The organism is Microbacterium endophyticum (genome assembly GCF_011047135.1).
GTDB classification, from domain to species: Bacteria; Actinomycetota; Actinomycetes; order Actinomycetales; family Microbacteriaceae; genus Microbacterium; species Microbacterium endophyticum.
The window spans coordinates 844448-870739 of record NZ_CP049255.1; the positions used below are offsets into that span (position 1 = coordinate 844448).

23 protein-coding genes are annotated in these 26292 nt (G+C 63.0%); 4 read left to right on the forward strand and 19 right to left on the reverse strand.

Features of this window, described 5'->3' with window-relative positions:
• Positions 1 to 307 precede the first annotated feature (307 nt).
• The 5 genes from G6N83_RS03945 to G6N83_RS03965 are packed head-to-tail and all read right to left on the reverse strand — an operon-like array spanning position 308 to position 6718.
• The gene (locus G6N83_RS03945) at positions 308 to 1351 is read right to left on the reverse strand and encodes a LacI family DNA-binding transcriptional regulator (protein WP_165139486.1); all 1044 of its coding nucleotides are present in this window, start codon (positions 1349 to 1351) and stop codon (positions 308 to 310) included.
• Positions 1351 to 2226 (reverse strand): carbohydrate ABC transporter permease, encoded by an 876-nt coding sequence (locus tag G6N83_RS03950; RefSeq protein ID WP_241246276.1) that lies wholly within the window; start codon positions 2224 to 2226, stop codon positions 1351 to 1353. The genes G6N83_RS03945 and G6N83_RS03950 overlap by 1 nt, the downstream gene beginning before the upstream one ends.
• Complete coding sequence (locus tag G6N83_RS03955; protein WP_183408418.1) at positions 2223 to 3161, reverse strand: carbohydrate ABC transporter permease; 939 nt, start codon at positions 3159 to 3161, stop codon at positions 2223 to 2225. The genes G6N83_RS03950 and G6N83_RS03955 overlap by 4 nt, the downstream gene beginning before the upstream one ends.
• A 60-nt stretch (positions 3162 to 3221) precedes the next feature.
• Positions 3222 to 4538 carry an ABC transporter substrate-binding protein gene (locus tag G6N83_RS03960; protein ID WP_165139488.1) on the reverse strand — a complete coding sequence of 439 codons (1317 nt, stop codon included), beginning with the start codon at positions 4536 to 4538 and terminating at the stop codon, positions 3222 to 3224.
• Positions 4539 to 4585: 47 nt separating this feature from the next.
• Entirely contained in the window at positions 4586 to 6718 is a 2133-nt protein-coding gene (locus tag G6N83_RS03965; protein WP_165139490.1) for a glycoside hydrolase family 36 protein, read from the reverse strand.
• A gap of 198 nt (positions 6719 to 6916) precedes the next feature.
• On the opposite strand from G6N83_RS03965, the gene G6N83_RS03970 reads away from it, so the two are divergent.
• Positions 6917 to 10108 (forward strand): carbohydrate-binding protein, encoded by a 3192-nt coding sequence (locus G6N83_RS03970; RefSeq protein WP_183408417.1) that lies wholly within the window; start codon positions 6917 to 6919, stop codon positions 10106 to 10108.
• Between the two features lie 144 nt (positions 10109 to 10252).
• Here the strand turns inward: G6N83_RS03970 and G6N83_RS03975 are convergent, their stop codons facing one another.
• Entirely contained in the window at positions 10253 to 10831 is a 579-nt protein-coding gene (locus G6N83_RS03975) for a phosphoribosyltransferase family protein (protein ID WP_165139492.1), read from the reverse strand.
• A 203-nt stretch (positions 10832 to 11034) separates the two neighbouring features.
• Here G6N83_RS03975 and G6N83_RS03980 point away from each other — a divergent pair, with 203 nt between their 5' ends.
• Positions 11035 to 11985, forward strand: a complete 951-nt coding sequence (locus G6N83_RS03980) for a hypothetical protein (RefSeq protein ID WP_165139494.1) — start codon at positions 11035 to 11037, stop codon at positions 11983 to 11985.
• Here the strand turns inward: G6N83_RS03980 and G6N83_RS03985 are convergent.
• The 4 genes from G6N83_RS03985 to G6N83_RS04000 are packed head-to-tail and all read right to left on the reverse strand — an operon-like array spanning position 11972 to position 17046.
• Positions 11972 to 13597: a dipeptide ABC transporter ATP-binding protein gene (locus G6N83_RS03985; RefSeq protein ID WP_165139496.1), complete on the reverse strand. Its 1626-nt coding sequence runs from the start codon at positions 13595 to 13597 to the stop codon at positions 11972 to 11974. The genes G6N83_RS03980 and G6N83_RS03985 overlap by 14 nt on opposite strands.
• Complete coding sequence (locus tag G6N83_RS03990; RefSeq protein WP_165139498.1) at positions 13594 to 14514, reverse strand: ABC transporter permease; 921 nt, start codon at positions 14512 to 14514, stop codon at positions 13594 to 13596. The genes G6N83_RS03985 and G6N83_RS03990 overlap by 4 nt, the downstream gene beginning before the upstream one ends.
• Positions 14511 to 15476, reverse strand: a complete 966-nt coding sequence (locus G6N83_RS03995; protein WP_241246277.1) for an ABC transporter permease — start codon at positions 15474 to 15476, stop codon at positions 14511 to 14513. Before G6N83_RS03995 ends, G6N83_RS03990 begins: the two co-directional genes overlap by 4 nt.
• A gap of 43 nt (positions 15477 to 15519) precedes the next feature.
• A complete protein-coding gene (locus tag G6N83_RS04000) occupies positions 15520 to 17046 on the reverse strand; it encodes an ABC transporter substrate-binding protein (RefSeq protein ID WP_165139501.1) in 1527 nt (508 codons plus the stop codon).
• Between the two features lie 162 nt (positions 17047 to 17208).
• Between G6N83_RS04000 and G6N83_RS04005 the strand changes: the two genes are divergently transcribed.
• Positions 17209 to 17874 (forward strand): DUF1028 domain-containing protein, encoded by a 666-nt coding sequence (locus G6N83_RS04005; protein WP_165139503.1) that lies wholly within the window; start codon positions 17209 to 17211, stop codon positions 17872 to 17874.
• Here G6N83_RS04005 and G6N83_RS04010 read toward each other — a convergent pair.
• Positions 17855 to 18448 (reverse strand): helix-turn-helix domain-containing protein, encoded by a 594-nt coding sequence (locus tag G6N83_RS04010; RefSeq protein ID WP_165139505.1) that lies wholly within the window; start codon positions 18446 to 18448, stop codon positions 17855 to 17857. The genes G6N83_RS04005 and G6N83_RS04010 overlap by 20 nt on opposite strands.
• A 63-nt stretch (positions 18449 to 18511) precedes the next feature.
• Here G6N83_RS04010 and G6N83_RS04015 point away from each other — a divergent pair, with 63 nt between their 5' ends.
• A complete protein-coding gene (locus G6N83_RS04015) occupies positions 18512 to 19183 on the forward strand; it encodes a hypothetical protein (RefSeq protein WP_221188176.1) in 672 nt (223 codons plus the stop codon).
• A gap of 1 nt (position 19184) precedes the next feature.
• Here the strand turns inward: G6N83_RS04015 and G6N83_RS04020 are convergent, their stop codons facing one another.
• From G6N83_RS04020 to G6N83_RS04055, 8 genes are all read right to left on the reverse strand, one after another.
• On the reverse strand, positions 19185 to 20525 hold the full coding sequence (locus tag G6N83_RS04020; RefSeq protein ID WP_165139509.1) for an amidohydrolase family protein: 1341 nt from the start codon (positions 20523 to 20525) through the stop codon (positions 19185 to 19187).
• A gap of 99 nt (positions 20526 to 20624) precedes the next feature.
• Positions 20625 to 20846, reverse strand: a complete 222-nt coding sequence (locus G6N83_RS04025) for a hypothetical protein (protein WP_165139511.1) — start codon at positions 20844 to 20846, stop codon at positions 20625 to 20627.
• A 4-nt stretch (positions 20847 to 20850) separates the two neighbouring features.
• Positions 20851 to 21678 (reverse strand): nucleotidyltransferase family protein, encoded by an 828-nt coding sequence (locus G6N83_RS04030; protein ID WP_165139514.1) that lies wholly within the window; start codon positions 21676 to 21678, stop codon positions 20851 to 20853.
• Positions 21679 to 21896: 218 nt separating this feature from the next.
• Positions 21897 to 22331: an Hsp20/alpha crystallin family protein gene (locus G6N83_RS04035; protein WP_165139516.1), complete on the reverse strand. Its 435-nt coding sequence runs from the start codon at positions 22329 to 22331 to the stop codon at positions 21897 to 21899.
• Positions 22332 to 22464: 133 nt separating this feature from the next.
• Positions 22465 to 23259: a class I SAM-dependent methyltransferase gene (locus tag G6N83_RS04040; RefSeq protein WP_165139519.1), complete on the reverse strand. Its 795-nt coding sequence runs from the start codon at positions 23257 to 23259 to the stop codon at positions 22465 to 22467.
• Positions 23259 to 24044, reverse strand: coding sequence for an ABC transporter ATP-binding protein (locus G6N83_RS04045; protein WP_165139522.1), 786 nt, complete (start codon positions 24042 to 24044; stop codon positions 23259 to 23261). Before G6N83_RS04045 ends, G6N83_RS04040 begins: the two co-directional genes overlap by 1 nt.
• Positions 24041 to 25033 carry an ABC transporter substrate-binding protein gene (locus G6N83_RS04050; RefSeq protein WP_165139525.1) on the reverse strand — a complete coding sequence of 331 codons (993 nt, stop codon included), beginning with the start codon at positions 25031 to 25033 and terminating at the stop codon, positions 24041 to 24043. Before G6N83_RS04050 ends, G6N83_RS04045 begins: the two co-directional genes overlap by 4 nt.
• Positions 25034 to 25071: 38 nt before the next feature.
• On the reverse strand, positions 25072 to 26148 hold the full coding sequence (locus G6N83_RS04055; RefSeq protein ID WP_165139527.1) for a FecCD family ABC transporter permease: 1077 nt from the start codon (positions 26146 to 26148) through the stop codon (positions 25072 to 25074).
• Positions 26149 to 26292: the final 144 nt, after the last annotated feature.

The window sequence follows — 26292 nt, forward strand, 5'->3', positions numbered from 1 at the left end:
CTGCATTGCTCGGGCGTGCGACAGGGGTGTCACGATCGTCGCCGGCCGGTTCTGTTACCGGTAACAATCTGTTGCCGAGCATAGAGGCCACGAAACCGCGGTGTCAACGTCGCGTGCGAAAGTCGCTCGAAAATTTTCGGGCACGCACCCGACGCGCGCCTCGTAACGTCGGAGAATCGCACCACGTCGGATGCTGCCCCCAGCATCCGTCCGACTGAACGCGATTCTCCGACCGAAGGCCGCCGCGAAAGGCTACGAGTCGTGCGGAAACAACGGTATGCGCCCGAGGGCATACAACACCTCGAAGCTACGCGCCGCCTCGGGTGCGGCTGGGCGCGGCGGCACTCTGGCGCACCACAACGGGCGGTCGCTCCGACGAATATTTACGTGTCGCTTCACCCGCAATCTCGGCGAGCATCAGACTGAAGCCGCGGCGGCCGAGTCGAGCGAAATCTTGATCGACGGTGGTGAGCGGAGGTGACCAAAGCGCTGCTAACGGATGGTCGTCGAATCCGACAACCGAGATGTCTTCGGGAACGCTAAGTCCCGCGTCGGTGATACCACGGATGACGCCCATCGCAATTTCGTCGTTACCGCAGAACACCGCGGTGACATCGCGGGATGCCGCAATGCCCGCACCGACAGCCACGCCGCTGTGCGGGTCCCACGTCGCGTCGAGGATCACCGGCACATCACGCCCCGCTGTGCGCAGAGCACGCCGCCACCCGGTCGTTCGCCCGTCTTCTCGACGTGAAGCCGGCACCCGAACATGGTGCACCGTCGCGTGCCCGAGATCGAGCAGGTAGTTGGTGAGTTCTTCTGCCGCGCGAGTTTCATCGATAACGGCCTGTGGCACCGAGGTGTCCCGCACCCCCGACAGTGCGACGATCGGTACCTCGTGCGGCATTTGTGCCAGGGCAGCAACTCCGGGCGGGTCGAACTTCAGCACGATGATCCCTGCAAGCGACTGAGAGAGGGTTGCAGCAATCGCTTTTTCAACGACTGCATCATCATTGCTCTCGACCACCGTGATCATGACGGTGTAGCCGCTTGCCCGGGCAGATTCTTCAACTCCGCGAATCGCCTCAGCGTACCCATATTGTGAGGTGTCCCCCGCGATAATCGCAATGACCTGCGGCCGCCGCGACGCGAGAGCGCGAGCTGCGGCCGATGGGCGAAAGCTCAGTTCTGCGATGGCCCGCTCGACGCGCTCCCGGCGCACGCGGCTCACTTTGGCGGCGCCCGTCAGCACCCGAGAAACCGTGGGCACCGATACATCGGCCAGGGCCGCGACGTCCGCAATGGTGACACGATTCGCCGCGGCATCATTGCGAACTTCGATGTGCGTCATTACTTCACGGCTCCACTGGTGATTCCCGAGATGATCTTTCGCTGCGCGATCATGAAGATGATCAGTAGCGGCAGGCTCATCAAAATGATGTACGAGAAGATCAAGTGCCAGTTTTGCAGGTACAGTCCTGAACTTGCGACCTGGTACAGGTTCAAGGGAAGTGTATCTAAGCGGCCTCCGACGACGAACAGTGCGTAAAAAACATCGTTCCAGATATAGAGACAGATCAATATCGTCGCGGTGGCAAGAACCGGCATGAGCAGCGGCAGGATGATGCGGGTGAACACGCGAATCGGCGATGCCCCATCCATACGGGCAGCTTCTTCGAGTTCTACCGGAATTGTTCGAACAAACCCAGTGACAAAGAAAATAACGGTCGACAGATACATGCCCATGTACACGCAGATCATTCCGATTGCGGTTCCGGCAAGCCCGAGTTGGCGCAAGAGGAGCACTACGGTAACAACCGCTGGTGGCAACACGATCCCGCTGATTGCAAACGCGTAGACGATGGCGAGGGGTCGAGATGATCTGCGGCCGAGCACCCAGGCTGCCATCGACCCGAGGATGAGCACTCCGAGGACCGCGGGAACCATCACCAGCACGCTGCCGCCGAACGCTGCCGCCATCTTGCCGTCGCTGATGACCGTGGCGAAATTGTCGAAAAGCTGAAAGTTCGAAGGCAGCGCGAGGTTGGGATTGAGTGCTTCAGCCTGGTCTTTTGCGGCAGTCACAATCACCAGATAAAAGGGAACACCCAACAGCAGAACGGCCGAGAGAATCGCCGCGACTGGCTGAACCCAGTGCGCTCGGTGTCGGTGTTGCTGCGGTGACGTCGACTTCTTGCCGGTCACGAGGGTCATGGTGGCGCTCACAGTACGTCCTCTCGCTTGCGCAGCGTGCGAATAACGGGGAAAGCGAGCAGTCCAACGACGAGGAAGAGAATGAGGCTCATCGTCGTGGCCTGGGCAAAGAGTCCCTGTCCGAAGGTCCGGAAAATGAAGATGTTGAGCAGTTCTGTCGTGCCGCCCGGTCCACCGGCAGTGGTGGCCTGCACGATGTCGAAGCCGTTCATCGAGCCGAGGAGCGCAGTAGCGACGTTGAAGGTGACAGCCGGCGCGAGCAAAGGGAAGCGGATCTTTCGCAGCGTCATCCACCACCCGGCACCGTCAATGCGAGCTGCTTCGAGCACATCGCCGCTGATCGTTTTGAGCCCGGCGAGATAAATCAGCATCGAAAGCCCCATCCACTTCCACGAGTGGATCAGAGCGACAACAACGATTGTCCAGGTTGTGCTGCCGAGCCATGCGATTTCGATGGGCTGGCCGGTGAAGAAGCCGAGGATTGCGTTGAGCGCACCGTCGGGCTTCAGCATCGCTTGGAAGATGTAGCCGACCGCGAGCGCCGACATGATCACCGGCACGAAGAATGCGACCCGCACGGCACGGTTGACTCGCGTATCCCGCTCGAGGAGAAGAGCGAGAGTGAACCCGAACACATTTTGGAAAATGGCGACAAGCACGGCATAGATGAGCGTGACGACGAGAGCGTTGACGAGAGTGCCGTCGGAGAACAGCGCCTCGAAGTTCGCGAAACCGACGAAGCCGATCGAAGACTTGAAGCTCGACCAGTTCGTGAATGCGTACACGAAGTTGAAGAGCGTAGGTATCACGAAGAAGACAATGAGTACCGCCATAGCTGGCAGCAGAAACCAGAGGGGGTGATTCTGATTCGCGCGGCGCGTGGGAGAGAACTCTTTGATTCCTTGAGCGCGCGCCGCACCTTTGGATAGTCCGAGTGTGGAAGTCATGATTCCTCGCGGTCGTGGGTGCGGGATGCCGAAGCCACGCTCCGGCATCCCGCGGGGGCCTTAGAAGCCGGGGGCTCCGATAGCCTTCGCAAGCTCATCGAACTGCGACTGTGTTGTCTCCGCTACCTGAACCGGGGTTTGGGTGCCCTGGATCATGTCGCCGAGGTTGAGGTACAGGTCGGGGTTCGCGATCGCGAGCGCCTGCATGGATCCGACCGAGTCGGTGAGAGAGTCGCTGACGGCGAGCAGTGCCGCAGGCACGTCGGATGGTGTCTTGACACCGTCTTGCAGCGACACAGTGGACTGCGCGGCAACGAAGTCTGCGTAGCCGTCACCCATCCAGTACGAAAGCAACTGGCGTGCGGCCGCCTCGCGCTTGTCATCTCCCGTGTTGAAAGCCACAAGCGCGTTCGACTGGTCGGGAATGAACGTACCGACGTTACCCGTGGGCGAGATCGGGAAGAATCCAATCTTCTGGTCAAGCTCGGCAGTGTCAGCAAGGGACTGCAGCTGGCCGAAGAATGAGTTGACTTGTACCGCCATAGCGGCATCTCCCGACAACAGCGCGGGACCCTGATCTTCGAACGTTGCCGTCTTGAGGTTGCTGTTGAAGAGTCCCTCGTCGATCAAATCCTGGTAGGTGTCGATGGCACCTTGGATCGTCGGATCGGTGAACTTCTCTTTGCCCGTGTTGACGCGCTCCCACAGACCGTCGGCTGCGGCGTCAGCAAGCTGCACCTGCACCCACCACTGCGTCGCCCAGGGTGTTCCGCCACCGAAGTCGAAGAACGGTGTCACTCCGCTGCTCTTCAGGCTGCGAGCATCCTTGAGGAAATCGTCCCAGTCCGTGGGAGTCTCAGTGATACCCGCCTTCGCGAAGACCTCTTTGTTGTAATAGACGCCTTCGACAGCAGGCGTGGTGATGAGCGCCGCGTAGCGGGTGTCGTCAAGAATTCCGGTGATGTCACGAATTCCGGGCTTGTATGAGTCAAGCCAGGGAGCATCATCGAGCGGTAACAGGTTCTTCGACGCGTTGAGCGCCGTGAGCTGCGACGCCGTGGGCTGCCAAAACGCGAGGTCAGGCATATCGCCGGTCGCGACTTTGGTCTGCACGCTCTGCTCGTACGGGTCGGGAATAGTGACGACATCCACCTTTGCTCCGGTGAGCTTCTCAAACCCCGCCACGACGCTGTCGGGCACCGTGTTGGAGTTCTGCGCGGCCCAAATAGTGAGAGTCGTGTCGGTCAGGTCGCTATCTTGGGCTGGCCAGTCGGCAGGCGAAGAGGATCCTTCACCATTGCCGGGGTCTGAGCAGCCAGCGAGGGCAAGTGCAGCTGTTGCGGTGAGTGCCACAGCTGCGGCGAAACGCTTCTTCATCGAATTGCTCCTTAATGTGTTTACAGTTTGACGTGATACGTGGGTGCTCATTGCCCGAGCGGGCTGACAATGAGGCGAAAGGTGCGCGCGGCAATCGTGGTATCGCTCGCGTGCACGGTTAAGGTTCCGGTTGTGGCGTCCCACACGGTGGGCCACGCCGGAAGGTGTGAGGGGAAGATCGTCTCGACGCTCACGGTGCGACCCGCGAGATGGGGAAGCGATAGTTCTGTTGAGGTGGAGGATCCTCCGCGGTGCCACACCGATACGAGATCGTGCCCATCGGCGGCGAGACCGAGCGAGATCCATTCGTCTGTCCAGCCCGGAAGGCCAAGCGGCCAATACGGCGTGCTCACAATGATGTGCTGGCGCAATTGCTTCGCCATCCCAATCGCTTCGCTCACGAGCGCACGCTGTGGCCCACTCATGCGATTGAGGTAACCAGAGACGTAGTAGCGGCCGAGGAGACCGGTCACGAGACAGAATGCGATCTCTTCATCATTCATATCCGGTTGCGGGTAGGCCCAGCTCGCGGCCTGCTCGGGAACCATCGACAGCGGTGCCGCAGCAGCAATCGGCGGATAGCTCACGAAATCCTGCTGATCTGACGTCGACTGCATCGCCATGCGCGAAAGCATCGCGTAGTCCATGCGCATCGCACCCGAACTACAGTTTTCGATGATGAGATCCGGATGCCGGTCAAGTAGCCTATCGAGCCACGCAAGATGAGCACGGTTGTGCTGGAGCAGTCCGTCACCCGGGCTGTCTGCACCGAGATCGGTTCCCACACCCGGGTTGATGTTGTAGTCGAATTTGAAGAACTCGACGCTGAAATCAGCGATCAATCGATCCACGACAGCGTCGAGGTGGGCTACAGCCGCGGGATGCCGAAAGTCGAGGTGGAATCGGTCGTGCTCTACAACGCGTACCCCGCGTCGCTGCAAGAAGGCTTCGGTCGGGAGTGTGTCCGCGAGAGGGCTTCGTATGCCTACGACCTCTGGTTCGAGCCAGAGTCCGGGTGCCATTCCGGCAGCCAGGATCGCATCAATCACTTCACGGAGACCACCCGGAAATCGACTTTCGGATGGCTTCCATTCACCGACAGAGTCCCACCAGTCGCCAGATTCGTCGTACCAGCCAGCATCGATGCAAAACACCTCGCATCCTGATTCAGCTGCGGCAGCAATGAGCGGAAGCAGCTTCTCCGTCGTCGGGTCTCCGTCGAGAGTGTTCATGTAGTCGTTGAAAACGACCGGCATCCGCTTATTGTCGACGTGGATTCGACGCAACTCGCGCCGGTATCCCGTGAGCTGGGCCAACAGCGCGTCGCCGTCAACGCCAACGGTGATGGCAACCGGCACCGAGACAAACTCCTGGTCGGGTCCCAGAACGTGTAGCCAAGAAGAATCAGCATCTGTTGGGCCCGAGAGCGCAAGATACCCACCAGAGGTGTCTTCACCAACTTCCCAGCGCCAGGCACCGTTGTGCTCAATCTGCCACGCGAACCCGAGTTGAGCTTCGGCCGAAACAATGGCCGCAGTGGGCAGGTGATGCCCCGTCGACCAGGTACCTTGCGACGTTGCGGTGAGGCTTCCGCGCGGATTGTGACCGGTGAGGTGTTCAGACAGCCTCGGAAAATCAATACCTCGCAGCGCATTCCGCGCCCAGCGGCCTTCGCCGAGCCAGTCGCTTTTTCCTCGTAGAAGCTGCCACCCGTCGAGCGGATCGGCTCCATCTGCCATACGAGTGAAACCAGCATTCCATGATGCAACAGACATCAGCGCGAGCGGGCGTTCACTGTCGTTCTGCACAGCGACGCAGGAACGCACAGTGCGCGTGACCGCGTAGCTCTCCAGCCGAAGTTCCGAACGGATCTGCCCGGCACGCTGACAAATCCGAAGCTCCGGGCGTCCACTTTTTGAGATGCCTTCAGAGTGAGAGACATATCGAAACTGAGTGCCGAGAGTTGTGTGCGCGATGCGGGATGAGGCTGGCTGATGGCCTCCTGTCACCGAGTTCACCTCGATTACAGGCACACGGTGCACGGCGATCTCTCGGGAATCGAGGACATATCCAGCCACGTGCACAGGGGTTTCGGCATCCCATTCCAAGATGACTGCGAAGCCGCTGTCACCCCAGACAAGACGGTCCGCAGTCTCGGCGGCCGTTGTCTTCGTTGTCATCAGTGCACTCATCGCTTCTCCATCGAATTACGGGATCACCGAGGACTGTATGCGAATTTGAAAGCGCTATCAAGTTTGTGATGAAAGCGTTATCATTCAATCTGAAAGCGTTATCACTATTTGCTTGTCATGAGCCCATCGCTGTTGCTAACGTGCCCAACGGCGCACACGCGCCGCCTCAACGAAGAGAACAGGTCAATGGTGAAATCTCAGCCGATAACAGCGTGCGGCGTCGTAGCGGCGCTCGTCCTCACCCCCCTCGCGGCGCTTCCAGCATCCGCGGCAGACACGCAGACGCTTTCCGTCGACTTTTCGCACACGACGGGAGACTTCCGGGGAGGCGCAAGCGGCGCTCTCTACGGTCTCGGCGACGAAGGTGCACCAACCGAGGCGCTCTTGAACGGTGCCGCGATCACTAATGTGTCGCAGAAAGCACCGTACGGCACTCAGCACCCGTCAGGTGACGCGCTGAAGGTCGAAGATGGTTTCTTCCAGAAGCACGGCGAAGACATGTACATCTACGTGCAGGATTACTACCCCGATTGGCCCTATAACGGCGGCGCGCGGCCCGGTGATGACCGCACATACAACCTCAGCGACGGCAGTTACACCAATGGCGGCAACGGCATCTGGGACTTCCTCGAGGTTACGGAGTTCGTCGCCGACGCTGTCGCATCCGATTCGTCATATCCCGAGAGCTACGTGTTCATCCCGTTCAATGAGCCCGACGGTGGCAATTGGTACCCCAACTGGGGAGCGCAGCAAGATCAGTTCCTTGCAGATTGGCAATCGATCTACGACACGATCCAGCGCGTGTGGAGCGACGCAGGCCTCGGGCACGCTCGCATAGGTGGTGGGGGCGATACTCGCTGGCAGCCCGAGCGAAGTGCCGACATTCTCTCGTTCGCCAAGGCAAACGACTCGTTGCCCGACGTATTCATCTGGCACGAACTAGGCATCGATAATCTCGCAACATATCGTCAGCACTTCGCCGATTATCGGGCACTCGAAGTCTCTCTCGGGATCGACCCCATTCCGATCAACATCACTGAGTACGGGATGCTGCGCGATATGGGCGTACCCGGGCAGCTGGTGCAGTGGTTCGCGATGTTCGAAGACACCAAGGTCGACGCACAGGTGGCGTACTGGAACTACGCAGGCAATCTATCCGACAACAGTGCACGCCCCAACGGAGCGAACGCCGGGTGGTGGATGTTCAATTGGTACGGCAATCTTGCCGGCAGCCAGACAGTTGCTGTCACTCCGCCACAGCTCAATGCAGCCGACACCCTTCAGGGCATTGGTGCTATCGACGCCGACAATAGGAAGGCAACTGTCTTGTGGGGCGGAACAGGCGACGACGTCACGCTCGAGCTTTCGGGGCTCGACCCCGAGGTCTTCGGTTCACGTGTTGATGTCGAGGTGCGCGAAACCACACTGGCAGGTGCAGAAGGTCTCGCAAACACTCCCCGCGTTGTCGAGGCCTTCGATGGGGTATCAATCACCGATGGCGCAACATCGCTCACGGTGCCCACATACGACCGCTACGCCGGCTATCAGCTCGTCATCACTCCCGCACAAACGCGCGATGTGCAGGCGGAGGCTGCAAGCCAAGCGTGGAACGCGTCGAGCGAGGCCGAGGCGCTGCAGCTCACGTCAGCGCAGGCGTACACGCAAAATCCCACGGCCTCTGGTGGGTGGAAATTTCTCGCCTCGGGAGGTCGCGATGTTGGCTCATTCAACAGGGCATCGTCGAAAGCTGACTGGAGTGTCGACGTGCCCGCTGATGGCACATATCGATTGCAAGTGATCGGTTCAACCCCTGGAAAGCCTGGCCAGCATGCGATATTCGTCGACGGCGAGAGCGCAGGAATCATTCAGTACACGGCAGATCTCGCGCTCAACGACACGAGCCGTTGGCAGTACCGTGGCAGCGCCGAAAAGTTGGTCGAGCTCACGGCGGGCAGTCACGCATTGTCGTTTCGTGCGAGCGAAAACGGCTCGAGCGTGTTGCCAAATGCCGATATTTCACTCGATAAGGTTTCGTTGACGCGCGTTGACGAGGGCGAAAAGATCACATATCCCGCGTCGACGTTCCGCCTGGTTGACGGCGCTGCGCTCGATTGGGACACGTCACTGCAGCGCGGCTGGGCGAGCATTTCTGCCGATCAGCATGCCGATGTTTACCTGACCGCGATGGACACGGGCTACTACGACCTTGGCATCGACTGGGCGAGCAGCGATGCTGGCAACGTCACGGTCTCGGTCAATGGCCAAGTGTCGACGTTGGTGACGTCAACCGAGGCTGGGCGCTGGGCGTCAACGGCCCGCGTGCACCTTGTCGAAGGCATCAACGAAGTCGAGTTGCATTCAGACGCGGCATCCATCGGAAAAGTTTCGACGCAGCGTGCGCGCGAAGCCGACGATGCACAGGTGTCGGTTGAGGCCGAAGCCGCCACTCTTGGAGGTACGGCATCTGTGTCGTCTGCCGCAGCCGGCAGCAATGCGTCTGGCGGCAAGTACGTCGGGTACGTCGGCAACGGCGCGGCCAACACGATCGCGATCAACCGCACGACAGGCATTGACCAGCCGGGCGACTACGACGTGACGGTGCACTACTCAAATGCCGAGGTTTCGGGCAGACATGATTACAACCCACAGGTTGTCGATCGACGCATCGATCTGGCAGAGGCCGGCAGTCCTGTGGGACAGGGCTACTTCCGCTACACCTACGCGTGGGAGAGTTTCTGGCAGCGAAGCGTTGCAGTTACGTTGCAGACTGGCGATCAACCGCTCGTGTTGGGAAACGCGTCTGCATACGCTCCCAACATTGACCGTATTGTTGTGTCGCCGCGCGTGCTCGGCGCCCCGACGACGGACGCCCTGGCTACACCGTCGGGTGTGCTGACGCTCTCGAAAAACCAGACGACAGCGGGCGAAGAGGTATCGGTGTCGGGCAGCGAATTCTCCGCGGGCGATGTGGTCACCCTGACGCTCTACAGCGATCCGATCGAGCTCGGCTCGGTAACAGCTGGTGCCGACGGCACATTCGCCCTCGATGCGATGCTTCCGGTCGACGTCCCCGCCGGCAACCACACGCTTCGCGCCGTTGCTGACCCCTCGGGGACGCAAGCCGAAGCGTCGCTTTCGGTAGCTGCCGCTGCGGGAGGCGGCGGCAGCGGTAGCGGCGGCGGCGGCAGCGGCGGCAGCAGCGCAGGCGGTAGTACCGACGCCGGAGCCGCAGCCGTTGCTGGCCCGAACAGGGCGAGCTCGCAGAGCCCGCTCGCAGTCACAGGCGCAGCGATCGGCCCTTGGGCGTTCCTGATAGGCGTCGGCGCCATCGCCATAGGCGGACTGATCGTTTCAGCCCGGCGAGCGCGCCGCTCCTGAATCATGCTGAGGACCGGGTCGTTTGCGGCCCGGTCCTCAGTGATTTCGCACTCCGAAGCGTCGGAAAATCGCCCTCCGTCGGATGCTGCCCCCAGCATCCGTCCGACTGAACGCGATTCTCCGACCGAAGGCCGCCGCGAAAGGCTACGAGTCGTGCGGAAACAACGGTATGCGCCCGAGGGCATACAACCTGTCGCTGTAGTCGTCGAGCACGTCGGGCCACCCGTCACCCTCGACGAGCAGCGAACCCACCCCCACGATGTCGGCGCCGGCGCGTTGCAGCAGCGTGAGCGCTGCCTTGACCGAAGACCCCGACGAAATCACGTCGTCGACGAACAGCACGCGGCGCGCGGCGACCGACGCGAGGCGTGCCCGGTCGAGCAAAAGCGACTGTGAATTCGTCGATGTAATCGCATGCACGGGCTCTTCGAGCGCATCACCGAGGTGCACTTTGCGGGTCTTCTGCAAGATGAGGTAGTCGTCGAGGCCGAGGGCACGCGTGACAGCGATGGCGATCGGGATGCCGAGGGTCGCTGGCGCCACCACGATCTCTGGTCGCATCTCGTCGAAGTGTTGGGCAAGCTCCCGGCCTGCGGTGTCAACGAACGAGACGCCGTGGTCGATCACCATCATGAGCGCGATCGAGAGGTCTGATCCCACAGGGATGACCGGGAGTGTGATGCGTTGGCTACCGACCTGCGCATCGAACGTTTCTGGAACCATGATCTGACGCTATGCCCTGTCGGTTTCGGGACTGTTTCGCCGCGGCATCCTGTCTTCGCGCCGGTCTCAGCCCGGGTCGCGTTGCGTGACGCACTAGTCTGGCTTCGTACCTTTCGCGCAGACGCCTGGCGACACGTTGCCGCGTGTGCGCACGAGCACCGCACCTCACGTTTGAGTTCGCCGCACGATTCCGAGGACGCCGTATGAGCACCCGCCGCAGCCGCCGCACGCCGCGACCCCCGCACGAAGCACGCAGGTGGGTGGCATGGGTCATCGTTGCGGTACTCGCGGTCGGTGTGGGCGCGCTGTCGATATTCGCGTTGCAACAGTCCAGAGAAGATCCGTACGCGGGTGAGACCGTCGCCCCGGTTCCCACGTTCGCTCCGCAGTCGACGTCAACGCCCGATTCATCGCCGTCGGCCGAAGCACCGGCCGCAGTAGAGAACGACCCGTCGACGGCGCGCTTTCTCGCGGTCGGCGACGACGCCATTTGGCGCGCTGTCGCGGGGTCGTGCACGGGCGCCGACCCACTGCTTGAAAAGTCCACCGATGGCGGCGCCACTTTTGCCGACATCACGCCGCTCTACCGCGGCGTAACGCAGATTTTGTCACTCGACGGCTTTGCCGGCACCGAGGCCGAGATCGTTGCCACCGCCTCTGTTGAAGACGACGACACCGACTGCACCCCGCAGGCGCTTCGCACCTTCACACAGGGTCGATTCTGGGACTTCTACCCCGAGATTCTTGCCGCTTCCACCTATCTCGACCCAGAGAACCCGGGCCAGGTGGTGACTCCCACCGGCGATGTTGCCGCTCCCTGCGCGTCGCCGACCGCGCTTCGAAGCGTCAACGGCACTGTCGCCGTCACCTGCGACGACGGCACAGCATCGGTGCTCGGCGCCGACCAAACGTGGTCGCAGCTACCGGTGTCGGCAGCGTTGACAGTCGGCCTCACATCCGACACGCTCGCAGTGGCGACAACGGATGCCTCGTGCTCGGGCATCGTGGTCACGCGCTTTGCTACCGGCGACCTTTCGACGCCTGAGGCGACCCAGTGCGCCGAGGGCACCGACCCCGCTCAGCCCGTCGCGGTAGCACCCGACGGCGCCGCCACTCTCGTGTGGGCCGGCGACGCACTCGTCACTCTCGGCTAGCGCCCCGCGGCCGGTCGGGCGGCACGGCAGCCAGTAGTTCGCGGGTGTAGGGGTCTTTCGGGTTGGCAAACAGTTCTGCGGCGGGTCCGGATTCGGCGATGGTGCCGTTTTTGAGCACGACGACGTCGTGGCTCATCTCTTGCACGATGGCCAGGTCGTGCGCGATAAAGAGGTAGGTGAGTCCCACTTCTTGCTGCAGCCGCCGCAGCAGCGCGAGCACGCGCGCTTGCACTGAGACATCGAGCGACGCCGTGGCCTCGTCGAAGATGATGAGCTCGGGTTCGAGTGCCAGCGCGCGGGCGATTGACACGCGTTGGCGTTGACCGCCCGAGAGCTCGTGCGGGTAGCGCCCACCGAACTGCTCGTCGAGGTCGACGAGCGCCAGCAGTTCCGCGACCCGCTCGCGCCGCTCCCGGTCTGTCGCGCCGCCGAGCTTGTGCACGCGGAGCGGCTCGAGAATCGCATCAGCGACGGTGCGGCGAGGGTCAAGAGACGAGAACGGGTCTTGAAACACCATGGCGATCCGTCGCCGTTTGGCGCGCTTTGACTTCAGTACGTCGGCGCCGCCGAGCGTGGCTGTGCCGGCGCGGGTTTTGACGAGCCCGGTGAGGGCATTCGCGATGGTTGATTTACCCGAGCCAGATTCGCCCACGAGGGCGAGAGTTGTGCCGGGTCGCACTGTGAACGACACGTCGTTCACGGCATGCACGACACGTTTTCCGGCCGGGGTCGACACCGAGAACCGCACGTCGAGCCCCGACACTTCGAGCCGGGCGCTCGCGGGTGCGTGCGCGATGGGGGCTGTGGGTCCGGCACCCGCGCGAATTGCAGGGCGCGCAACGAGCAGCTCACGCGTGTAGGCATGCTGCGGGTCGTCGTAGACGTCGAGCACCGAGCGTTGCTCAACGGCTTCACCGCGGCGCAGCACGAGCACGTCGTCGGCTACTTGCCCGATCACGCCGAGGTCGTGGCTGATCCACACGACCGCGGTGCCGCGGTCACGCTGCAGCGTACTGACGAGGTCGATGATCTGCGCCTGGGTCGTCACATCGAGTGCTGTTGTTGGTTCGTCTGCGACGAGCAGCGCGGGGTCGCACGCGAGGGCAATAGCGATCATCACGCGCTGGCGTTGTCCGCCCGAGAGTTGGTGCGCATACGAATCGACGCGCTCTGAGGGCTGTGGGATGCCGACGGCCTCCAGCAGTTCGATTGCTCGAGTGCGAGCGGCTTTCGGCGTAAGGCCCCGGTGCGCTTGCAGCGACTCGGTGATTTGCCGCCCGATGGTGAGGAGCGGGTTGAGCGATGTGCTCGGGTCTTGGAACACGAACCCCACGGCGTCGCCGTGCACACGGCGGAGCATCGTGGGCGTTGCGCCAACAAGTTCGCGCGCGACATCACCCGGGCGTTGCATAATGCTCGACCCGGTCACGACGGCGCCCGGCGCGTCGATGAGTCCCGTGGCGGCGAGCACCGTCATCGATTTTCCAGACCCCGACTCCCCCACGATTCCGAGGGTCTGTTCGGGCTCGACGGCAAAGCCGAGTCCGCGCACGATTTCGGCTTTGCCGATTGAGACGCGTAGGTCGTCCACTTTCAAAACAGGCACACTCATCGGTTCCTCCGCGCTTCAATCAGCGAGCGCTGTCTGGGGTCGAGTACGTCACGTAAGCCGTCTCCGACGAGGTTGAAGGCGAGGGCGGTGACGAAAATGGCAGCTCCCGGGAAGACGCTCATCCACCAGGCCTGGCTCAAAAAGCCTTGAGCGGTGAACAGCATCCCTCCCCATGAGGGCTCGGGCGGCTGAATACCGAGGCCCAAGAACGAGAGGGCTGCTTCAGACAAAATCGCGAAGGCCAGCGAGAGCGACGCCTGCACCACGATGGGGCCGGTGATGTTGGGCAGCACGTGGCGCCACAGGATGAGGGGCGCCGGTGTTCCCATCGTCTGCGACACCTGCACGAAGGGTGAGACGCGCACCGATAGGGTGCTGGCGCGTGTGACGCGAGCGAATATGGGCGTGTAGACGATGCCGATCGCGATCATCGTGGTGAGCATTCCGGGCTCGAAAATCGCGACGATCGCGAGCGCGAGCAGCAACACCGGAAAGGCAAACATCACGTCGACCACCCGCATGAGCGCCGAGTCGACGAAGCCGCCCGTGTAGCCGGCGACGACTCCCGAGGTCACTCCGAGTACGAGCGCGAAGGTGACAGCGACGAGGGCGATCAACAGCGACGGGGTTGCCGCGTACATCACCCGGGAGAGCACATCGCGGCCGAGTTCGTCGGTACCGAACCAGTGGGCGGCACTCGGCGGTTGCAGTTGGTTTGCAACGTCGATGTCGTTGACACCGAAAGGCGCGATCCACTGCGCGAGCACCGCGACCGCGATGATGACGAGCAGGATGCTGGCACTCACAACCGTGAGCGGGTTTCGCGCCAGCAGTCGCCACGATGAGAGGCGGGGGCGGTTGACGTCGCGCGGCTCGTTGCCGCTGAGGTCTTCGACGAGGGGCTGATCAGAACTCATGCGACACGAATCCTCGGGTCGACGACGGCGTAGAGCACGTCGACAAGCAGGTTCACCGCGATGAACATCACGGCGATCAAGAGCACGGCACCCTGAATCAGCGGGTAGTCACGTGAGGCCACGGCGTCGTAAACGAGGCGCCCGAGTCCCGGCCAGGCGAAGACCACTTCGACCACGATGACTCCACCGAGGATCGTGGCGAGTTGGATGCCGGCAATCGTCAGCACCGGAACAAGGGCGCTCCGCACGATGTGTCGAAAGGTCACGATGTGCGGTGCGAGGCCTTTCGAAATCGCCGTGCGAATGTAGCCAGCGGTTGCAACGTCCAACACGGCGGCGCGAATGTAGCGGGTCATGATGGCGCCCGCGACGATTCCGACGGTCACCGCCGGCAGCGTGACCTGCCTTAACCACCCGATGGGGTCTTCGGTCAGGGGCGTGTACCCACTGGAAGGGAGCAGCCCGAGGGTCACCGAGAACAGCGAGATCAGCAGCATCCCGAGCCAGAAGTCCGGCACCGAAACACCGATCTGGCTCGTGATGCGCACGATGATGTCACTCACTTTGCCTTCGTGCAGGGCCGACCAGATTCCCGCGGGAACCGACAACACGAGCGCGATCAACAAGCCAGCGACAGCGAGCGAGATGGTTGCGGGCAACCGTTCGAGCAAGATCTCGGTAACGGGTTGCCCGTTTCGAAAGCTCACGCCGAGGTCACCTGTGATGGCTCCCCCGAGGTACGAGAAGAACTGCTCGAGCACGGGGCGATCGAGCCCGGATGCTGCGCGCAACGCCTCGTACGCTTCGGGGGTGTAGCGGGTACCCAGGGCCAAACGCACGGGGTCTCCGGGTACGAGCTGAATCAGTACGAAGACCACGATGATCACCCCCAGCAGCACGATCGCCGAGGAGAGAAGACGCGTTCCTACGAACCTCATCACTCTCGCGGGTGCGATGTTCACGTCGCGTCTCCTCTCACTCGGTGGTCGTCTGGTGTGGTGTGGCTCAGTCGGTCAGCGACGTGTCGCGGAAGCGAATAGCGGCATCCGCGCGCGTTTCGTAGCCGGTCACCGAGGGCGACCATGACTGAATAACCGACGGGTTGTAGAGGTAGATGTAGCTCACTTCGTCAGCGATGATCGTCGCCGCGTCAGCATAGAGCTCAGCGCGCGCTGCCTGGTCGGTTTCGGTGCGACCGGCGTCCAGCAGCGAATCGACCTCGGTGTTCGAGTACTTCTGCGCGTTGCTCACACCGTCGGTGTGGTGCTGTGCGTAGTAGAAGTCATCGGGGTCGATGTTGCCGAGCCATCCCATCATCAACATGTCGAAGTTGCCGGAGTTCTGCTCGTCGAGCCAGGTCGAGAAGTCGGGCTGGCTGATCGTCACGTCGATGCCGAGGGGCTCGAGGTTCGCGGCGATGATCTGAGCGGCTGTCACCGTTTCGGGGTAGTCGCTCGTCGCGAGCATTTCGAGCGTGCCACCGGTGAAGCCGGCTTCGTCGAGCAGCGACTGGGCCTTGTCGAGGTCGGTGGAGTACTGGTCGTACTCGGTGTACCAAATGCTCTGCTCGGGAATCGCGAGCTGGTTTTCAGCGGCGGTACCGAAGCTCACGGCCTGCACGATCGCGTCGCGGTCGATTGCATACGCGATCGCTTGGCGCACCCGTACATCGTTCCACGGCTCGCGCGCCTCGTTGAGGGCGAGGTACCAGTAGTCGTTCGATGGCGTCATTCCGAGGGTGAGCTCGTCGGAGCTTTCGAGGTCGGTGACCTGCTGCGTGGGCACGACGTCGGTCCAGTCGATATCGCCGGCCTGCAGGGCTGCGAGTGCCGTGGACGGCTCCGAGATGAAGCGGTACTCGACACCGGCGAGTTCGGGGGCACCGCCCCAGTAGTCGGGGTTTGCCGTGAGCGTGATGTGGTCTCCGGTCACGTAGTCCTCGAGCGAGAACGGTCCGGTACCGATCGGGTCGGTGGTGATGTCTCCCGACTCGACGTTGTCTTGGCTGACGATCGCCATGCCCTTGAACCCGCCGAGGTTCGAGAGCAGGTTGGGGCTTGGCTGCCCCACGGTGATCACGACGGTGTCGTCGTCGGGGGCAGAGATGTCGGTGATGGCCGAGAAGCGCCAGGCGTTGGCGAGTTGTTCATCGATGATGCGGTTGTACGAGTAGACGACGTCGGCGCTGGTGAAGTCCGATCCGTCGTGAAATGTCACGCCGTCGCGCAGGTCGAAGGTCCAGGTGAGTTGGTCATCGCTCACTTCCCAGCTCTCGGCGAGCGCGGGCTGCATTTCGAGGTTCTCGTCGGGCTCGACGAGCGTGTCGAAGACATTCTCGAGTACTTCGAACGAAAAGTACGAGCTTGTACGCTGCGGGTCGAGCTGGTCGGGTTCGCCGCCGATCGCGGCGATGAGCGTCGAGCCGTCTGACGACGAGCCGTTGATGTCGACGCTTTCGCCGGCCGAGCACCCGGCAAGAGCGAGCATCGTTGCCGCTCCGGCGGCGATGCTCCAGGTGATGCGCTTGTTCATGATGAGCCAATCGGGTCTGTGATCACAGGTTCAGTATGTCGCAACCATCATTTTGCTGATGATTCGATCAGTATGTGCAACTATTGACGCACCTGACAAGTCACCGGCGAAGATGAAACACGATCGTCACATTCGCCACCGGCATCCGTCGAGAGGATATTCGTGACATTCACCGTGCTCGCTCGCGATCGAGTCCATGGACTCATCGGGGCCGCAACGGCCAGCAAATCCTTGGCCGTGGGCAACGCGGTCATTGCGCTGCGCCCGGGCGTAGGTGCCGTCGCGAGCCAGGCCTGGACCAACGCCGCACTGCGCGGGCAGATGCTCGATGCGATGGCCGCGGGCGATTCGGCCAGCGAGGCGGTTGCGCGCGTGCACGAATGGGATGCCTCCCCCGAGTTTCGCCAGGTGGCCGCCCTCGACTGGACATCGGTGCCCGCCGCCGCCACTGGCGATGCCACGACCGCGTGGGCCGGGCACGCCGCCGTTGGCGACGTTGTTGTCGTCGGCAATCTCTTGGCCTCGGCCACAGTTCTCGGCGCGATGTCGGCCGAGATGGCCCGCCCCTGGCCCGCTGACGGTGGCGAAGATGATGCGGCGGCATTTGCACGGCGTCTCGTGCGTGCGCTGGTCGCCGCCGATGCGGCCGGTGGCGATGTACGCGGCCGGCAGAGCGCTGCGGTGCTCGTTGCACGCCAGGCCGATGCGGGGCCGATCAGCATTGATTTACGAGTCGACGACCACGCCGACCCCATGACAGAGCTTGATCGTCTGGTCTCGCTTCGCGCCACTGACCTGATGGAGCGTGTCAGCGCTCGAACGGAGTGACGGCGCCGAGTACGACAGTCTCGCTGTCGTGGCCATTGGCCCACCAGTGCGAGGTAGAGCAGCTGTAGCTCACGGTATCGCCGGCGTGCAGTTCGACGCGTTGGTCGCCGTGCACGACGATGAGCACGCCCAATTCCACCGTCACGCATTCAGTGCCGATGTGGCGAAAGGGTTGTTCTTCGTTCGAGAATCCGGCGGGCAGCGTCGATTTGATGAGCTGCAGCATCGATTCGCCGCGCGGAGTAAGTAGTTCACGCACCACGCGCTGGGCGGCTGGGGTGTCGGGTGGCACGGGCAGCAGGTGACGGCGGGCCGCGGGTACCACGGCGAGGTCGGCGGCGGGTTCGTCGAGCAGTTGGCTTGCGGGCACACCGAGTGCACCGGCTAGTCGCTGCAGCGATTGCAGCGACGGATTGCCGAGGCCTCGTTCGAGTTGGCTGATGAGGCCGAAGCTCACACCGGCACGTTTCGAGAGGGCGTCAACCGAGAGTTCGAGGCGCTTCCGGGCCGCACGAACAGCGGCCCCGAGGGCTTCAACCGCCCGGCCGTCCTCGCTCTCGTCACGTTCAGACACGTGCTTCACCCTATCGGCGCGTCAGTATGGTGGAGGTTCACCCACCCCATCAGAGGCGCACTAGTGAGCACGATTCATACCGGCAGCAGAATTTCACTGCGCCCGTCTCTTCGCGCGCAGAGCTGGTCTTTCATGATCGGTTCGGCGTTTTTCGCGTTCGGTTCGGCACCGTTTTTCGCCGCATGGATGCCGTCGGCACTTGCCAATTCGTCGTACTTTGTCGGCGCGATCTTTTTCACGGTTGCGGCCGGCATGCAGCTTCTTCTCACCGGCTCGCCTAACCGTGCGGCGCAAGATGAGCAGCCCACAGCCGCCGGCATCGTTGTGCGCGCGATGTGGTTGTCGGCCGCGGTGCAGCTCATCGGCACAGTGTTGTTCAACGCCAGCACGGGCGCTGCCCTCCAAGCTTCAACGGTCACCGCCGAACGCGACTACGTGTGGGCTCCGGATGCCGCGGGCTCGCTGGCCTTCCTTCTCAGCAGCCTGCTGGCCCTGGTGCCGCTTGTGCGCGAGCGCGAGCTGTGGGCGCCGCGTGACACCGCATGGTGGAGCACTCTCCTCAACCTGGGCGGGTCGGTGGCCTTCGGCGTCTCGGCTGTCGCTGCGATCGTCACGTCAACGGGCGGCGTGCGAAACGCCACGCTTGCGGGCAACTCAACTTTTATCGGCGCACTCTGCTTCTTCATCGCCGCCGCCGTGCTCCTGCCGTCGGCGCGCAAGAGGCGTGCCGGCTGAGCTAACCCCGCGCGTGCACGACCGCGCCACGCGCGAAGACCATACGGATGTCGTCTGCCCGCGACCGCAACACAATCCCCGTTGCCGCGTCGACCCCGGGCCGCCACCACGGGCCCGAAGTGTCGACGAGCACGAGGTCGGCGTCTTTGCCGACTTCGATCGAGCCGATGCTGTCGTCGAGCCCGAGCACGCGTGCACCTTCGACGGTGGCGACGGCCAAGGCATCCGCTGCCGTGAGGCGTGATGAGCCACTACCCGCCGACCGGTCGAACGCGAGCGCGTGCCGCATCTCGCCGACCATGTCGGTCGTCGTGTTGAGCGACGCGTTGTCGAGCCCGAAGCCGACAGTCACGCCCGAGGCGCGCAGCTCCCCCAGGGCACTGTGTGACCCGCCGCCGAACATCGTCGATGCAGCGCAGTGCGCAGCTCCGACTCCCCCCGCGGCGAGCGCATCACGCTCAGCCGAGTCAGTAAACGTCAGGTGCGCACCCACCGTGCGCCCCGCATAAACCCCAAGCCGTTCGAGGCGCGCGATCGCCCGCTCGCCATCGACGCCGGCATCTCCCGGCTCCGAAGCGCACAGGTGCGTCGTGAAACCCTGGCCCACGTTCGCCGCGATGGCAGCGAGCCCGCGCAACAGCTCGTCACTTGCCATTTCGGGCAGTTCGGCGCTCGTCCACACCGGAACCCGAGAGCTCGACAGCGACGTAGCCCACCGGGCGAACTCGAGCACGTCGGCTGTTGCGCCATAGAGCCGCTCGGCAGCAAACCCCACCCGCAACGACTCCGCAGCCGCAGCAAGGGCAGGACCCCAGGCGGAGGGCACGGCATCCGACACCATCGGAGCCACGATCCACCGCAACCCGCTCTGTTCGGCGACCGCGAGTGTGGTCTCGAGCGCCGCGCGCGAACGCGCAGACCCGGCATCTCCCACACCCCAGCAGTCGAGCACCGTCGTGATTCCGGCCCGCCGCAGGTCGCCCGCGGCGAGGGTCGCAGCTGTTCCCACATCGTCGTTCGACAGCCCGAGCACGCTCTCGTAGTACACACGAAACAGCCAGTCGAAGAACTCCCGGGCTTCGCCTGCCTCACCGCGCGCGAGGGTATCCGCTGTGTGCTGGTGCACGCTCACAAACCCCGGATGCACGATCCCCCCACCGGCCGAGACCCACTGTTCCGCGTGTACACCATCGGGCACAGGCCCCGCAGCAACCGCAGCGATGAGCCCGTCCGAAATCCCGATCCACCCCGACACGACGTCGCGCGCGGGGTTCATGGTTACGACCGTCGCGTCAGCAATAACGGTGTCGAAAACCCTACGGATGCCCAGCTCGTCGCTCATTCACCGCACGCTACGCGCTCCCCGTTTCGCCACGGTTACCGCAGAAGTAGCTAGCCCAGGTGGTGCGCCCGCTGAAGAGCGCTCCGAGCAAACCGGCTTTTACGCGCTTAAGCGATCACGCTCGAAATAGCGCGCGTGGGTGCGGTGCACAGTTTCGATCGAGTCGCTGTTGAGAGACACGATTTCCCAGCCATCATCCGCTCGGTTCTGTTCCAGCTGAAGGCGGTAGCGCAGTGCTTCGCGGTGACCATCCGGCCCGGCAAAACTGTGAACGTGACGTTCGCCACTCAAACGGTTGTACTCGATAACAAATCCGGCCACGACTTCAGACTCCTTCCGAGCCTCGTTGTCCTTCACGAAATGTCTTGCGCAACATCTCCAGCCCATTCTGGAGTTCTTGCTCATTTCTCAAATTTCGTGCCTTCAACGTTTCTACTCTACGGGCTACGTCACGGTACTGTGCGCGGGTTCTCACGATGATGGGCGTTTCTTCTAAGTTCAACTCAAGCAGGGAAATTTCGTTCCGGTCTTTTTCGATTTGAGAAATGCGCAGCTCCGAGACGGCTCGCAAAGAGCGCACGATTTTCTTTTCAATTGGGTCTGCGGGAAGTGCGTCGTACCGAATCTGTCGACCGTAGAGGTCGGCGGCCACCTCGTACATGTTCGCCCAGTCACCCTGGAGGTGTGTGCGTACCTGTACTTCTACCCGCGCTTCGAGCTTCAGCCAGATGTGAACCGCTCGATACCCGCTGTGTGGCGTGGCGCGCATGTCTCGTACGCAGTCATCGAGCTTGTGTTCGAAACGACCCGTGATCGCGTTTACTACCGCGTCTTGTTCGTCAAGAGTCATTTCCGCTTCAAAGCGAACGCCAGCAACGTCCTGCACACTTGGCAACGGGGTGTCGGTGTCTCTATTGAGCTTCTGACGAAGCGTGTCGAGGGTCTTAGGTCGCGAAGTGACTTCAAAGGGTCGCTCACCAAGGATTGGGGTCCAGTCCAGCGTCGAGACTACGAATTGAACGTGCTCAGCCAGATCGTTGTACCAAAGCATGACGGCACCATACGAGGGGAGTCCCTGCTCCGGCGTCGTGCCGTCGCGAATGTGTCGACTCAGCCGTTTCAGCTGATTCTTTGACCACGGCAGCGGCTCCATGACCGAAGCGTACCGAAGACAGCCCTTCGCATTAGTTCGCCGGAAACCCGATCAGCCTATTCACGTTCTGAAGTCCGCGTTCGTCGTCGCTCATTCACCGCACGCTACGCGCTCCCCGTTTCACCGCGGTTACCGCAGCGCCCTGCACGCCGTGCCGCAAAAAGGCGTGGGGTGAAGCCCGACGAACGGACTCCACCCCACGCGGGATGAGCACTGGGTTAACTTGCGATGGTTTTCTGCTTCTCAGCCCCGGCGTTCTGCGAGTGCACAGCGATCTTTCGCGGCTTTGCTTTCTCGCTCACCGGAATGATCACGCTGAGCACCCCGTTGTCATACGACGCTGAGATGCCGGCGGTGTCGACGCCCTCGCCGATGCTGAACTGACGCAGGTAGCTGCCAGCGGGTCGCTCCTGCGCAAGCCACTTGGCGCCGTCGGCCGAACCGACCGTCCGCTGCGCGCGGATGGTGAGCAGCTGACCGTCAACGTCAACGTCGACCGAGCCCGGGTCGACGCCTGGCAGATCCGCGTTCAGCACATAGTGATCCTGGTCTCGGTAGAGATCCACGGGCATCACTCGGGGCCCCGAACGTGCCTGAAGCAGGCCAGACGCGAGGCGGTCCAGCTCGCTGAAAGGATCAAAAGACATAGCCATGATGAATCAATCTCCTTCCGAATCGAAGACTTGAGTGCTCATCACTCAAGTACGAATAATTTAGCACTCTCACCATTAGAGTGCTAAGTGCCAAAAGCTCAAAATTTCCTGAGTTTTACGCCGGAATTCCGGGCTACCGCACCCCATACAAAACATGGTCATCGAGGTACTGCCACACGGTACCTACCTGCGCAAAGCCGGCACTCCGCAGCGTCTCCAGGTGAAAGCCCAGCGTCACTTTCAGTGGCGGTTCGTGGAGTTCACTCCCCCACACGGCATCGCGCGCGGCAAGCTCCGTGCCGTACGCACCCGATGCCGCCACGGCATCCCACCATTCGTCCCACGTGTCGACACCCGCGCCAAACGTGTCGCGCTGCATATCGGCGTCGTCGCTCAGCGCGAAGGCGCGCATGGCCGGCTCGCTCACGGCGTCGTAGCTCAGGTGGTCGCCGTTCAGCACGATTCCGCCCGGTCGCGCGAGACCCGAAAGCGCGAAGTACACGCGCACCAGCGCATCGGGGCTCAGCCAGTGCAGTGCCGTCGAGCTCACAACAGCATCGAACTCACCCGCAACAATCGCCGGATGCCTCACCCACACATCCGAGTCGAGGTCGATCTGTGCCACCTCAACGCGGGCGTCTCCAGCCCATGCGTCGCGCGCGAGCGCCAACAGGGCGGGGTCTTTGTCTGCGATCACCACATGTGCCGTCGGCACGTGTTCGAGCACCGCTGCCCCGAGAGACCCGGCCCCGCCCGCAAGATCCAACACGCGCGGCTCGGCCACCCCGGCGCACACGTGGGCCACAGTGCGCCCGATCGTGTCAAAGCGCTCAGCGCGCCGACGAATGTATCCGGTCTGTTGCGCATCCCAGCGCGCGATCACCTCGCGGGCAACCAAAGCCCGATCAACCGTTGTGTTCTCACTCATCAAAGTTCCTTCTTTCCCATAAATTCATCAACAACATCAGCCGGCAACCGAAACGTCAGCGACCGCACACCGCCCTCGCCCTGTGTCGTCACCACCTCGACGCCATAGACCTCATCGAGCACCGCGGGCACGAGCACCTCGTCGGCGCTGCCCGCCGCCGCCACTCGCCCCTCGTTGAGCACAACCACGTGGTCGCACACGTGGGCTGCCAGGTCGAGATCGTGCAGCACGATCACCACCGTGGGCGCGATGTCTCGCAGCATTGCGGCGAGCTCGAGGCGGTGGCGCACATCGAGGTGGTTGGTGGGCTCATCCAGCAGCACGATCTCAGCGTTTTGTGCGATCGCGCGGGCGATAGACACGCGCTGGCGTTCTCCGCCAGACAGGGTTCCGAGCGCCGACTGCGCACGGTCGCCGAGCCCGACGGCATCGAGTGCCTGCGCCACGTCGAGGTCGAACGAAGCGCCACCCCGGCCGCGTGCGATCCCGGCGAGCGCCACTTCGTCGGCCACTCGCAGGGCGGGGTCGCCGCCTACGTTCTGGCCGACAAACGCCACCCGTTGTGCGATCGAGCGCCGGGGCACTCGCCGCAGGTCACGGCCGTCCAGCAGCACCCGGCCAGCGCTCACGGGCACCGCCCCAAGCATGGCGCGCAGCAGCGTCGACTTGCCGCTGCCGTTCGGCCCCACGATTCCGGTCACGGTGCCGGGGCAGACGGCGAGGTCGATACCGCTCAGCACCTCGCGGCGACCGAACCGTACCGCCACGCCGCCTGCCGTGATCACGACAGGTCGGCTAGCGCGTCAGCGAGCACTGCGGGCCCGCGAGTCGACAGGATGCTGGGCGGGTCTGTGTAGGGAAACGCCAGCACGATCACGCGATCGTTCTTCACTGCCGAGAGCGAGTCGACGCCGGGAGAGGAGAGAAAGGCATCCTTCGTCTCGTTGGGGTCGGCAGCCGAGGAGAGCAGCACGATCGTTTCGGGGTCTCGCGAGATGACGTCTTCGATGTTCACGTCGAAGACGCGCTCGTCTTGGTCGGCGTAGACGTTCTCAAGGCCCGCCGCAGCGAACACCGGGGTCACCATGCTGGGCCCACCGTAGGGCGAGAGAACTGTGCCACCCGATGAGACGTAGAGCGCAGCCGCGGTACCGACCGATGTCGACGGCACCGATGCGAGGTCGGCTTTCGCCCCGGCGATCACGTCGGCCGCCTGGTCCTGCTCTCCCAGCAGCTCGCCGCAGGTGGTGATCTCGTTCCACACGCGGTCGAACGTGGCAGTTTCGAGCAGCTCCGGCGGCGGGTCGGAGCAGTACGCGGTCGGTGTGTACAGCGCGATGCCGGCGGCCGCCAGTGCATCACGATCGACGGCGTTTTCGGGTGCGATCACGAGGTCTGGGTCTGCACCGATGATGGCTTCTTGCGACACGACCGAACCGCCGGTGGCGTTCTTCTCGGTCGAGAGCACGTCGAGGTTCGCCAGCGCCGTGTAGGTGGTGTCGTCGTAGAGGCCTTCTTGCGGTGTTGAAGTGACAGCGACCACGCGATCAATCGCATCGAGCGCTTCGATGTCGGCGAGCGCGTCATTGTTTACGAGCACGATGCGTTTCGCGGGCCCATCGAGCGTCACCTGCGATCCGCAGTTGTCGAGAGTGATGGCAGCAGAAGCCGACGAAGAGCCAGAGGCATCAGCCGCTGTGGAGCAACCGGCGAGCATAAGCACGGCGCCGGTCGCGAGGGCCAGAGCGGCCCAGGGGCGGGCAGGGGTCATCATGTGGTGTTTCCTTTCAGGTGAAACAGGGTGAAAAAAGTTCAGTCGCCCGCGCGGCCCGAGCGGCGCAGCAGAAACAGCAAGAAGGGCGCGCCGATCACGCCGGTCACAACGCCCACGGGAATCTCTTGCGGAGAGAGCGCTGTTCGCGCCACGCTGTCGGCAAGTACGAGCAGCCCGGCACCGAGGGCGGCGCTCGCGGGCAGCACGAGTCGGCCGCGACCACCGACGATCGCGCGGGCGAGGTGCGGCACGACAAGGCCGATAAAGCCGACCCCGCCCACTCCCGCAACAACGACACCCACCAGAGCGGATGCCGCAGCCATCAACCCGAACCGCCACTTCTCCGGGTCGAGCCCGGCTGCGAGCGCCGAGTCGTCACCCGAGGCGAGGGCGTCGATGCGCGGGCCGAGGCTGGTGAAAAAGATCGCTGCCGCAGCGACGGTCACGAAGGCCGCGATCAGCACGGTGGGCTGCACCGTCGCAATAGACCCGAGCAGCCAGAAGAGCACCGACCGCGCGGCCTCGGGCGAATCCGACCAGAACAGCAAAAAGCTCGTGGCCGCATTTAGCGCGTAGCCCACGGCGAGCCCCGCCAGCACGAGCCGAAACGGGCCTCGAGTGCGGGCGGTTCCGGCGATCAACACCACAAGCGCTGTCGCAGCAACAGCGCCGACGAGCGCTGCTCCCGAGAGCAACAGCCCACTGGCCCCGCCGATCACGAGCGCGACAAGCGCAACGCCCGTCGAAGCGCCCGCGTTCACGCCCATCAGATACGGGTCGGCAAGGTCGTTGCGTACGAGTGACTGCAGCACGGCACCCGCCATCGCGAGCCCCGCACCAGCGACGACTGCCATCGCCACGCGCGGTGCACGAGTGCCCCATACGATCTGCTGCGCAATGTCGTCGACGTCCGCTGGCAGCGGCACCCCAAAGAGGTGGTGAGCCAGCACGTTCACGACCGTGGCCGGGTCGATCGCGACCGGGCCAATCCCCATCGCAACTAGCGCAATGACCAGAGCGGATGCCACCAGAACACCGATCCGCAATACATTCCGCCGCCGATCACGCCGCAACTGGTGTGCCACCGCTCGGGGATCAGCAAGAACGATGGCCATGCGTTAATGATAACCATTCTCATAAGGCTCACGAAACCAACCACCCTTTACGAGCCCATATCGCTGTTATAGGTTTCAGTAGAACGTTTCTCGACAGAGGCATGGGGCATCACGTCGTGAGAAGACTTTGTACCAACGCCGTTC